We start from the raw sequence: 11,337 nt of genomic DNA, 5'->3' as shown, positions 1-11,337 counted from the left end.
GAGTGCGACGAGTGCGCCGAGTGCGAAGAAGTTGTCGCCCAAACCGCCCGTAGCGCGACAATTTCGTCGCACTCGTCGCACTCGTCGCACTCGTCGCACTCGTCGCACTCGTCGCACTCGTCGCACTCGTCGCACTCGTCGCGCTGGCCCGGGGTGCTGGTGACGGTCGCGGTGTCCGGAGTGGCGGTGGCCGTGACGGCGATCGCGCCGGCCGCGCCCGCGCTGTTGATCGCCATCGTGCTCGGCGCGCTGGCCCGGGGTGCCGGGTGGGTGCCCGCCGTGCTGGAACCCGGGCTGGCCTGGTCGGCGCGTCACGTCCTGCGGGCCGGTGTCGTCCTGCTCGGTCTCCAGCTGTCGGTCGGGGACCTGCTGCACCTGGGTCTCGGGGAGGTGGTCGTCCTGCTGATCACGGTGGGGACGACCTTCGGCACCACGCTCTGGCTCGGTCGACTGCTCCGGGTCCGCCGGGCGCTGACCTTGCTGGTCGCGACCGGGTTCTCGATCTGCGGCGCCGCGGCGATCGCCGGGATGACTCCGGTGGCCGACGCGGAGGAGGAGGACGTCGCCACCGCGGTCGCCCTGGTGACGGTGTACGGATCGCTGGCGATCATCGCGCTCCCGCTGCTCAGCCGGGTGTTCGGCCTGGACGACCGCACCGCGGGACTGTGGGCCGGGATGTCCGTGCACGAGGTCGCGCAGGTGGTGGCCGCGGCCGGCACGGTGTCGGCGGTGGCGCTGACCGTCGCGGTGGTGGCCAAGCTGGCGCGGGTGCTGCTGCTGGCGCCGATGGTCGCCGGAGTGGGCGTGGTGCGGAGCCGGACCGGAGCGACGGTCGGTGGCCGGGCCGCGCCGCTGGTGCCGGTCTTCGTGCTCGGCTTCGTGCTGGCGGTGCTGCTGCGCACGGTGGGTGCGGTGCCCGAGCCCGCGATCGGACTGGTCAAGCCGGTGACGACCCTGGCGCTGGGTGCGGCGATGGTCGCACTCGGCACCCAGATCCACCTCGGCCGACTGATCCGGACCGGCGGTCGGCCGCTGGCCCTCGGGGCACTGGCCACCCTGGTGGCGGGCGGGGTGAGCCTGGCCGGGCTCTCGATGCTGTGACGCATTCCCGGTTCCGCTCTGCGCTGACCAGCACCGGCATCGTGGCGACCGGCTGGCAGACTGCGGACGTGCCCGATTCCCCTCGCCTCGTGGTGGCCGCCGCCATCGTCGACGACCTCGACGCGCCGCGTTCGCTGCTCGCCGCACGCCGCTCCGGACCGGTCTCGCTGGCCGGGCGCTGGGAGTTCCCGGGCGGGAAGGTCGAACCCGGGGAGACCCCGGTCGAGGGCGTGCACCGGGAGCTGCGCGAGGAGCTCGGCGTCGAGCTGCGGCTCGGCCAGGAGCTGGTCGGCCCGGACGGCGGCGCCTGGCGCCTGTCCGACAGCTACGAGATGCGGCTCTGGCTCGCGGTGATCACCGACGGCGAGCCGCGGCCACTGGTCGAGCACGACGAGCTGCGCTGGCTCCCCGCCGGTGACTGGCACCAGGTGCCCTGGCTGGACGCGGACGTGCGGATCGTCGACGCCCTCGCCGCGCACGCCGCCCGGGTCTGACCCCCGCCGAGGCGGCTCGACCGCCGGGTGTCACGGGTCGGACCCGCCGCTGAGCTCGGTACATCGGCAGCGAGATCGGTACCTGTGCGACCGAACTCGGCGCCGATGTACCGAACTCGCCCGGGGAAGCGGCGCGCGCCGACGGCCGGGACCCCCGTGGGCGTCCCGGCCGTCGTGGGTGCGGGTCAGGCGGTCGGGACCGCCAGGCCGGCGCGGGCGGTGCCGGTGGCGGTGACCATGTGCTCGAGCGAGGGGGTGACCTCCTCGTAGCGACGGGTCTTCAGCCCGCAGTCCGGGTTCACCCAGAGCTGAGCCGGGTCGATGTCCCGGACCGCGGTGCTGAGCAGGCCGGTGACCTCCGACTCCGAGGGCACCCGCGGGGAGTGGATGTCCCACACACCCGGGCCCACCTGGCGCGGGTACCCGGCGTTCGCGATGTCGCCGAGGATCTCCATCTTGGAGCGGGCGGCCTCGATGGAGGTGACGTCGGCGTCCAGGCCGTCGATCGCGCCCATGATCTCGCCGAACTCCGAGTAGCAGAGGTGGGTGTGGATCTGGGTGTCGGCGCGGACGCCGGCGGTGGCGAGCCGGAAGGACCGGACCGACCAGTCGAGGTAGGCGGCGTGGTCCTCGGCCCGGAGCGGGAGCAGCTCGCGCAGGGCGGGCTCGTCCACCTGCACGATGGCGATGCCGGCGGACTCCAGGTCGACGATCTCGTCCCGGAGGGCCAGGGCGACCTGGTTGGCGGTGTCGGCCAGCGGCTGGTCGTCGCGGACGAAGCTCCAGGCCAGGATGGTGACCGGGCCGGTGAGCATGCCCTTGACCGGCTTGCTGGTCAGCGACTGGGTGTAGCCGGTCCAGCCGACCGTGATCGGCTTCGGACGGGAGACGTCGCCCCACAGGATCGACGGGCGGGTGCAGCGGGAGCCGTAGGACTGGACCCAGCCGTTGCGGGTGACCGCGAATCCGTCCAGGTTCTCGGCGAAGTACTGCACCATGTCGTTCCGCTCGGGCTCGCCGTGCACCAGCACGTCCAGGCCGATCCGCTCCTGCAGCTCGACGACGCCGCGGATCTCCGCCTTCATCGCGTCGTCGTACTGCTCGGCGGTGAGCTCCCCGGCGACGAACGCGGCCCGGGCCTTGCGGATCTCCGGGGTCTGCGGGAACGAGCCGATGGTGGTGGTGGGCAGCGGCGGCAGGTTCAGGCGGGCGGCCTGCGCGTCGCGACGTCCGGTGTACTCGCCGCGGTGGAAGGCGGACTCGTCCAGACCGGCGGCGCGCTCGCGCACCTCGGGGCGGACCACGCCGGCGGCCTCGGCACGGGACCGACGGGCGTCGGCGGCCGCGAGCAGCTCGGTGTGCACGGCCTCGCGGCCCTCGGTCAGGCCGGTGGCCAGGGTGACGACCTCGGCGACCTTCTGGTCCGCGAACGCCAGCCAGGACTTCAGGGTGTCGTCCAGGTCGGGCTCGTCCTGCACGTCGTGCGGGACGTGGAACAGGGAGGTCGAGGTGCCGACGGCGGTCTGCTCGGCGCCCAGGCCCTCCAGCTGCTCCAGCGTGGTGAGCGCGGCGTCCAGGTCGGCACGCCAGATGTTGTGGCCGTCGATCACGCCGCCGACCAGGACCTTGTCCGCGAGCTTCGCGCGGGTGTCGTCGGACACCGTCGGCAGCGAGCCGCGGACCAGGTCGAGCGCGATGCCGTCGACGCCGGAGGCGGCCAGCACGTCCAGGGCGCCGCGCAGCTCGCCGTAGGGGGCGGCGACCAGCAGCTCCGGACGCTCGTCCAGGCCGCCGAGCACCTGGTAGGCCCGCTCGGTGGCGGCCAGCAGGCGGTCGGCGTCCACACCGGTCGAGTCGGAGACCAGGGCGGGCTCGTCGAGCTGCACCCAGGTGGCGCCGGCGGCCTGGAAGGCGCGCAGCAGCTCGACGTAGACGGCGAGCACGTCCTCCAGCCGGTCGATCGGCGCGAAGCCCTCGGGTGCGGCCTCGGTCGCCTTGGCCAGCGCCAGGAAGGTCACCGGGCCGACGATCACCGGGCGGGTTAGCACGCCGTCGGCCAGCGCCTCGGCGAACTCGCGCACCGGGCGGTCCGAGGAGTAGGCGAACGCGGTCTCCGGGCCGATCTCCGGGACCAGGTAGTGGTAGTTCGAGTCGAACCACTTGGTCATCTCGAGCGGCAGGTCGTCACCGCGGCCGCGGGCCACGGTCGAGTACCCGGCCAGGTCGAGGCCGCCGTCCGCGTCGCGCAGGTCGGCGAACCGCTCCGGGACCGCACCCAGCACGACCGCGGCGTCCAGCACCTGGTCGTAGAAGGAGAACGCGCTCGGGATGGCCGGCAGCGTGGTGCTCAGGCCCAGCTCCGCCAACCGGGTGCGGGTGCGACGGCGCAGGTCGGCGGCGGTGGCCTCGACCTCCTCCGCGGTGGAGCGGCCGGCCCAGAAGGACTCGATCGCCTTCTTGAGCTCACGCCGGGGCCCGATGCGCGGGTAGCCCAGGACGATGCCGGCGGGGAACGGGTGGGTGTGGGTCATCTTCGCCTCAGCTGGTTGGAACGGGCACAGAAATCGTGGGGGTCGAGGGCGCTGCACCGGCCAGCGACACCCGGGCGCGCGGGGCGCCGGAGCCGCCGAGTCCCGCACCGTCGAGCAGGTCGAGTGCGGGGCCGGCGTTGTTGAAGGTGTAGAGGTGCACGCCCGGTGCGCCGCCGTCCAGGACGGCGTTCACCAGGTCGATGCCCAGCCGGGTCCCGGCACGGTGCCGGGCGGCGGTCTCGGTCTCCGGGTCGAAGGAGTCCAGCCGGGACAGCACGTGCTCCGGCACTTCGACCCCGGTCAGCTGCTGGACCCGGCGCAGTCGGGCCGGATCGGTCATCGGGATGATGCCGGGCACGATCGGGATGGTCACGCCGGCCTGGCGGGCCAGGTCGACCAGCTCCAGGTAGGACGGGGCGTCGTAGAACAGCTGGGTGATCGCGAAGTCCGCACCGGCGGCCTGCTTGGCCAGCAGGGCGGCGATGTCCTGTTCACGGGTGCTGCCCGCCCCGGCGTTGCCCCGGGGGAACGCCGCGACCGCCACCGACAGCGGGCGCACCGTCGCGCGGACCGCCTGGGCCGGGCTGGACGCGCACCGCCGGGCCTCGATCTCCCGGAGCAGGCCGACCAGGGCGCCCGCGGTGGGCAGTCCCTCCGGGTGGGCCCGCCAGGAGCCGTCCGCCGGCGGGTCGCCGCGCAGGGCCAGGAACGCCCGCACGCCCTCGTCCAGGAACTCCTCGACGGTGTCGGCGAGCTCCTGACGGGACGTCCCGACACAGGTCAGGTGGGCGATCGGCGTGAGGGACGTCTCGCGCAGCAGCCGGCGGACCAGGGTGCGGGTGGTCGTGCGGGTGGAGCCGCTGGCGCCGTAGGTCACCGACACGAAGTCCGGGCGCACCTCGGCGAGCGCCTGCACGGTCGCCCAGAGCTTGGGCGCCGCGTTCGGGTTGCGCGGGGGGTAGAGCTCGAAGGACACCGTGGGCCGCTCGACCGCGCCCAGGCCGTCGACGACCGCATCGGTGGGGACTCGTTGCTCGCTCGCGCTCATGCATGCTCCATCGGTCCTGGCGGAAGCACCCGCACCCGCTCGCGCGGGGGGTTGCTGCGACGTCGACGAGCCAGGTCTCTCGGTCGCTCTGGATGGGTGCGGCAACGCTAGGTGGTGAGCGGGTCGGTGGCAAGGATCCCTGACACGACAAGTCCAGGAGCTGGACAGGGGCCGGACCGCGTGGGCGACAGGACGTCCCCGCGGCGGGGGGATCGGCGGCGACGGATCGGTTCGTCGAATCGCGCCCGCGGACCCCCATCGCGCGGGTAACGTGCCACAGGTCGCTCGGCCGAGTGACGTAGATCACGTTTCTAGGGGGAAACCATGCAGAAGAAGAAGCGCCTCGCAGCCGCCGCCGTCGTCGGTCTCAGCCTCGCGCTGTCCGGGGTCGGGGTGGGCGTCGCCCAGGCGGACAACTCCGTCACCGGCTCCTACGGCGGGCTCACGCGCATCACGGTCTCCTACACGTCGAGCTCGAACACGCTCGCGGTGCGGGACATCCGCGAGGACGGCTACGGCGGTCGGTCGATCTGGAGCACGTCCGGCGGCAGCACCGGCGTCAAGGACAACTCCAACGGCAACGGCACGACGACCACGACCACGATCCCCGGCAGCAGCGGGACGATCGCGTTCAACGCCTGCGTCAAGAACAACTCGACCACCATCGCCTGCACGGGCTACGTCAGCTCCACCCTCTGAGCCGCTGAGCTCATCACCGATCGCCACCAGGTGGCGGGCGACCCGCCCGTCACCTGGTGGCCCGTGAGGGGAGGGTGTTCCGTGCGCACACGGGGAACGATCGCCGTCGCCGGCCTGCTGGCGCTGATGACAGCCGGCTGCGCGCCGCAGACCGCGACCACCGCCTGGGTCACACCGGAGGTGGGGGCGGACGTGCCCGCCTTCACCGCGCAGAGCACGCTGCCCTTCGACGCGTTCCACCTCGACGTCGCGGATCTCGAGGCGATGCAGTCCGCCGAGGTCGCGCGCCTCGACGCCTGCGCGGCTCGCTACGGGGTGGACGCCGTCTACAGCGGCGACTACCTCCGACCCGCCGACCTCAGCCGCTCGATGTGGGGCGGACGACCCGGCACCCTCGACGAGGCCCATGCCGCCGAGTACGGGTATCACGCGTCCCCGACCGGCGAGTGGGCGCCGGTGGGCGGCTTCTATCTCAAGGACCCGAGCAACATCCTCCCGCCACCGGACGCCTCGGGGGAGCTGACGGCCCTGGTCACCTACGGCCCCGCGGACGGCGACGACCCCACCGAGCTCACCGACGGCAGCGGGGAACCCGTCCCGGCCGGCGGGTGCCTCCGCGAGGTCGAGGGGGAGATCGGGGGCGCGCTGATCTCGGACGTCGACATCCGGTCCGAGCTGATCAACCTGACGTTCGAGCACCGGGACGTGGTCGCCGCGGTGGGTGCCTGGTCCACCTGCATGGCGACCGCCGGCTACGACTACGACACGGTGCAGGGCCCGGCGGAGTCGTTCTCGCTGAGCCTTCTCTCCGACGCGGAGATCGCCGTCGCGCTCGCCGACGTCCGGTGCACCGGCGAGAGCGGGTGGGCCGACGTCTTCTATGCGGTCCTGACCGACTACCAGCAGCAGGCCGTCGACCAGAACCCCGGCGACTTCGCCGCCGTGCTGGACTCGCAGACGGCCCGGCTGGAGGCATTGGGCCGCTGATCGCCCTGAGCCGTCGACGCCCGATCGCCCATTGACACCCGATCGACGACGGCCATAGCTTCGGCCCGACCCCGACAGGGGCCGCAGCGTGGTCGCTCCATCCGCCTGGCCGTCCGCCCAGCCCGCGCACGACCGCCCCGAACGCCCGGCACCTCCGCACGGATCCATCCATCGATCCAGGAGGTTGTCATGCGCTTGCACAGCTCTGACCTGCCCGCATCCGTCACCGTGGACGATCCGACGCCGACCACCGGTCGCCGCAGCCTGCTCCGGCTGGGCGGAGCGTCCCTCCTCGGCGCCGCGGCCGTGGCGGGGGTGGCCGGCACCGCGCGGGCCGACCAGCCCACCAGCGGCCGGAGCCACCAGGGCAACAGCTCGGTCCGCCCCACCCGCAGCGTCGCCACCGTCGCCGAGCTCCAGGCGCTGTCCCCGACCCGGGACGACGTGGTCGTGGTGAACGGGTACACCGCCTCGGGTGACGGGGGGTCCTTGCTGGTCCGCTGGGACCCCGACTCCGCCGCCACGCCCAACGGCGGCACCGTGATCGCCGCGTCCTCCGGCGGGACCGGCCGCTGGCTGCTGGTGCACGACGGCACGGTCGACTTCCGCCAGTTCGGCGTGCTCGGCCCGGACGCCCCGGCCGACGACGCGCTCGACGCGATGGTCGCCGACCCGGCCGTGCAGCGGATCGAGGCGTACACCGACCTGAACTTCGTCCGGCGGCACCGGTTCAGTCGCTCGGACCTGGTGGTCGACTTCGGGCATCACCTGGTCACCACCGAGGGCATCGAGGCCGCCGCGGCCAACGACCCGTTCGCCGCCGTGCTGTTCTTCCAGGGCGCGGTCACCGCGGAGGTGGTCACCGGCGCCCTGCCCGCGGACCTGCCGGAGCAGGTGGACATCCTGCCGGTGCCGGACTCGGCCGCGTTCACCATCGGGCAGTGGTGGGCGGTGCAGACCGACCCCCGGCCCGGCGGCGGCAGCGCGGAGCGGGAGCTGATGTACCTGCTCCAGATCACCCAGATCGTCGACGGCACGCACGTCCGGGTCGGCTACAAGACCGGGTGGGCGCTGACCGCGGGGCGCACGTTGACCTGGACCCGGGTCGACCCGGTGCAGCGGGTGACCGTCCAGCGGATGCGGTTCCGTGGCACCGGCAGCGACCAGCTCACCGGGTCGCACCCGGTCGCCTTCGAGTACGCCACGCACTGCGATGTGCACGCCATCGACGCCGAGGGCACGTTCTGGCCGGTGATCATGCGGCGCTGGAACACCACCTACGTGACCTCGCAGTGCTCGCTGCGCAATCCGGTGAGCGTGACGCTGGGCGGCGCCGGCTACCTGACCCAGCAGATCAGCTGCCTGTACGCGCAGGTCCGGGACTGCCGGACGTCGAACGCCCGGCACCTGAACGACTTCACCTGCGCCGCGTACTCGATGGTGCAGAACTGTCACGGTGACGGCGACGTCCAGGGCCCGTTCGTCACGCACGGGCAGTACGAGCACGACCTGACCTACATCGGGAACAGCGGCCTGATGACCTTCGCCAACTCGGGGGCGACCTGGGGTGGGCGGGCCAAGCGGGTCACGGTGCGGCAGCAGGTGACGGCCCTGTTCTTCGCCCGGGTGGGGGTGATCGACCTGACGCTGGAGGACTGCCAGGTGGTCAAGGACCCGAGCATGCCGGACTACCCGAGCTGGATGTGGGTGAACGCCGACGGCCTGCAGATGCGGGGCTGCCGGGTCGATGCGCGGTTCCAGCTCTCCCAGGCCACCGCGGTCTCGGCCCGGCCGACCGTGATCGAGGACTGCGTGATCGGGCTGAGCGGCGCGGACGCCACCCTGCCGTTCATCGCGGCGAACGTGACCACGCCGGTGCACCTGGTGCGCACCACGATCACCGGCCTGGACGGCGCGACGACCTCGTGGCAGGGCACCGGTCCGCTGACCCTGACCGGGTGCACCCTGCGCGGCACGGCGGACGGCGCGGGCGCTCCGATCCCGGTGGCCGCCTCCCGGCTGACCATGGACGGCACGACGCTGGAGAACACCGGGGTGCTGCTGAACGGTGCCGCCGACCAGGAGCTGTCCGCGACCGGCACCCACGCGACGGGGGGTCCGTCCACCGGGGCGGTGCTCGGCCGCTCGGCCGGGGGAGCTCGGTCGGTGAGCTGGAACCTGGACGGCCACACCGGGACCGCGGCCCGGGCGGATCTCGGGCATATCCGGGTCACCGACGGCGTCAACCACTACCGGGCGACCGGGTCGACCTTCATCGGCGGCGCGTTGGAGCTCTCCGGCTTCGCGACCGGGTCGACCCTGATGCACACCGCCTGCGTCGAGCGGGGGGTCGTCCGGGACGCGTTGCCGCCCACCGGGGCCGGTGTACTGACCGACGGGAACCTGGTGGTGTGACTATTCGGCTATGCCGAACAGCACCAGGCTTTACAGAACCGTAACGCTGAACTGTTGCCGCCGCCCGGAGCGCTTGCTTGAATGACTTATCCGTTCGGTCGTGCCGAATGGCGTTTGGAAAGCTCTTGGCGGAGCCGCAGGACCCCGGGGATGACGGTCGGGCTGGACCACACCCCACCACGGAGGGCGGTACCCACACGGGTACCGCCCTCCGCGTGCGTCGGCGGGATCAACGGCACACCTCGGCCAGCAGCTCCGCCGCCTCGACCAGTGCCGCGCCGGGCAGCGGTCCGGTCCGGTCACCGCGGGCCACCCCCTCGATGAAACCGAGCAGGCCCGGCCGCAGGTAGTCGTCGGCGAGCGGGAGGTCCGCGTCGACACCGGGTCCCACCAGATGCCAGCCGTCCCAGGGCCCCAGGTCGATCGACACCCGGTCCGCGCCTCGTTCCACCTCCACCAGACGGCGGTGCTCGTCGTCGACGACCCGCAGGACCCGCGCCGCACCGGGACCCCGCCCGCTCCGGTCGAGGCCGGCTCCGCGCAGCGCCAGCGCCCCGAGTGCCGCCTCGACCGCGTGCACCCCGAGGAACGCCCGACCGCCGTGGGGCGAGCCGCGATCCACCGGGCCGGACACCCCCAGCGTCAGGCCGGCCGTCGCGGGATCAGCCGGGTGCTTCGCCGTGCGCCCGGGGGTGGCCGGGTCACGACCGGAGCCGTCACCGCCGTCCGCCCACCGTCGCGCGGCCGCTCGTACCGCCGGGTGCCAGCGCAGCGCCGAGGACGAGGTCAGCGGCACCCCCGCCCGATCGGCCACCGCGACCAGCGCGGCGGCATCCGCGGGATCCGCGACGAACGGCTTGTCCACGAACACCGGCACCCCCGCGCGCAGCAGCGGTTCGGCCAGCGCGCGGTGCGTCGCGGGGTCCCGGGTGGTCACGAGTGCGACGTCGTAGCCGTCCTGGCCACGATGTCCGGCCGCGCGTCGCAGCGCCTCGACCCGTTCCACCGGCACCGGCTCGTGCTCGGCGGGGATGAGCGCACCGATCCGCGCCGGACCGAGTCGGCCCGTCATCGCCAGTCGCACGATCTGGTCGACGTGGGAGGACGCCAGGCCGATCACGGCGAGGCGCATGGTTCCTCCGAGCTGCGGCGACTGGGGTGGTGCGCCAGGGTATCCGGCCCGTTCGCGCGACCGACCGTCCGGGAGCGGCTCCGGTCGGCGGCCTCGGCCTGGATGGGGGCGTTCCGGTGCTGAGCCTCGGGCGGGCGGCGGTCGGATGAGTAGTGCGGGGGGCCGAGGAGGGGCAATCGTGCTGGACCGTGCGCGTGGGCTGGCCGTAAACTGGACGTGTTCCGGGCAGTAGCCCGGGAAAGTGGACCCGAGACCCTTCCGGACGGTTGCGGCACTCGGGTTTCGCGCTGTCGGGCGTACGTGGCGGTAGTGCGGGCGGTCCTGAGGTGCGAAACGGCTGAGCTGCTGGAAGATCGTGTGCCGGTCGCGCTCCTCGGCACTGTCCTCGCGTTCGAGAGTGATGCTGGCGGCCCCGTGTTCGCAGGAATGAGACACCAGCGACATGAGACACGCCGCGCGGCGGAGCGTGTCCGACCGCCCGTCCCTCACCGCCCGGTACACCGTCACCCGCGGGGCCAGCTCCCGGATGACCCCGAGCACCTGCCGCTGCCGCGAGCCCGACTCCTTCACCATGTGCAGGCGTCGCTGTCCCGGCCGAAGCAGCGCCCGCAGCGCCCGTCGAGCCCCGGGCAGCGCGGTCTCGGGCAGGGCGGCGGCGACCAGCAGGTAGTCCCGCTTCTTGCTCTCGTCGACGAACACGTGCTCTGCCATACGCCATCGTGACGTGCGAGAGCATCTGTTCCGGGGTTGTCCACAGAGGCTCTTCAGCCCCCGACGACCCCCGCCAGCTCGGCTCCCCACGCCCGCGCCCGGTCGAGCTCCCCGTCGATCAGCGGCCCGGTCACCCCGCCGACCAGGAACCCGGTCGGCGGCACCGCCATCCGGTACCCGAGCGCGGTCAGGCGCTTGGACATGGCCTTGGCGGCGCGC

The 11,337-nt window shown here is 73.1% G+C and carries 8 protein-coding genes; 5 read left to right on the top strand and 3 right to left on the bottom strand.

Going from position 1 to position 11,337, the window contains the following annotated elements:
• A partial coding sequence (locus tag OGL89_RS16380) for a putative sulfate exporter family transporter (RefSeq protein WP_263121241.1) occupies positions 1-1,101 on the top strand: 1,101 nt, incomplete at its 5' end.
• 68 nt (positions 1,102-1,169) lie between these two features.
• On the top strand, positions 1,170-1,595 hold the full coding sequence (locus OGL89_RS16375; RefSeq protein WP_263121240.1) for a (deoxy)nucleoside triphosphate pyrophosphohydrolase: 426 nt from the start codon (positions 1,170-1,172) through the stop codon (positions 1,593-1,595).
• Positions 1,596-1,780: 185 nt separating this feature from the next.
• On the opposite strand, the gene metE is transcribed toward OGL89_RS16375, so the two are convergent.
• Both metE and OGL89_RS16365 read right to left on the bottom strand, forming a co-directional pair.
• Positions 1,781-4,126, bottom strand: a complete 2,346-nt coding sequence (gene metE / locus OGL89_RS16370) for a 5-methyltetrahydropteroyltriglutamate--homocysteine S-methyltransferase (protein ID WP_263121239.1) — start codon at positions 4,124-4,126, stop codon at positions 1,781-1,783.
• Positions 4,127-4,133: 7 nt separating this feature from the next.
• Positions 4,134-5,174: a methylenetetrahydrofolate reductase gene (locus tag OGL89_RS16365; RefSeq protein ID WP_263121238.1), complete on the bottom strand. Its 1,041-nt coding sequence runs from the start codon at positions 5,172-5,174 to the stop codon at positions 4,134-4,136.
• Positions 5,175-5,498: 324 nt separating this feature from the next.
• Between OGL89_RS16365 and OGL89_RS16360 the strand changes: the two genes are divergently transcribed.
• From OGL89_RS16360 to OGL89_RS16350, 3 genes are all read left to right on the top strand, one after another.
• Positions 5,499-5,873, top strand: a complete 375-nt coding sequence (locus OGL89_RS16360; RefSeq protein WP_263121237.1) for a hypothetical protein — start codon at positions 5,499-5,501, stop codon at positions 5,871-5,873.
• Between the two features lie 81 nt (positions 5,874-5,954).
• Entirely contained in the window at positions 5,955-6,860 is a 906-nt protein-coding gene (locus OGL89_RS16355) for a hypothetical protein (RefSeq protein ID WP_263121236.1), read from the top strand.
• A gap of 189 nt (positions 6,861-7,049) precedes the next feature.
• Positions 7,050-9,275 carry a peptidase C14 gene (locus OGL89_RS16350; RefSeq protein WP_263121235.1) on the top strand — a complete coding sequence of 742 codons (2,226 nt, stop codon included), beginning with the start codon at positions 7,050-7,052 and terminating at the stop codon, positions 9,273-9,275.
• A 229-nt stretch (positions 9,276-9,504) separates the two neighbouring features.
• Here the strand turns inward: OGL89_RS16350 and OGL89_RS16345 are convergent, their stop codons facing one another.
• Complete coding sequence (locus OGL89_RS16345; RefSeq protein WP_263121234.1) at positions 9,505-10,407, bottom strand: Gfo/Idh/MocA family oxidoreductase; 903 nt, start codon at positions 10,405-10,407, stop codon at positions 9,505-9,507.
• Positions 10,408-11,337: the final 930 nt, after the last annotated feature.

It is taken from the genome of Cellulomonas sp. RIT-PI-Y, assembly GCF_025642745.1.
In the GTDB taxonomy this organism is placed as follows: Bacteria; Actinomycetota; Actinomycetes; order Actinomycetales; family Cellulomonadaceae; genus Cellulomonas.
The sequence above is the reverse complement of the archived record's forward strand: the minus strand, read 5'-3'. Positions and strand labels throughout refer to the sequence as shown.

What these genes read in the sequence shown, in the direction of transcription:
- metE (WP_263121239.1), bottom strand. Translation starts at nt 4,126, where the DNA reads ATGACCCACACCCACCCGTTCCCCGCCGGCATCGTCCTGGGCTACCCG.
- OGL89_RS16365 (WP_263121238.1), bottom strand. Translation starts at nt 5,174, where the DNA reads ATGAGCGCGAGCGAGCAACGAGTCCCCACCGATGCGGTCGTCGACGGC.
- OGL89_RS16360 (WP_263121237.1), top strand. Translation starts at nt 5,499, where the DNA reads ATGCAGAAGAAGAAGCGCCTCGCAGCCGCCGCCGTCGTCGGTCTCAGC.
- OGL89_RS16350 (WP_263121235.1), top strand. Translation starts at nt 7,050, where the DNA reads ATGCGCTTGCACAGCTCTGACCTGCCCGCATCCGTCACCGTGGACGAT.
- OGL89_RS16345 (WP_263121234.1), bottom strand. Translation starts at nt 10,407, where the DNA reads ATGCGCCTCGCCGTGATCGGCCTGGCGTCCTCCCACGTCGACCAGATC.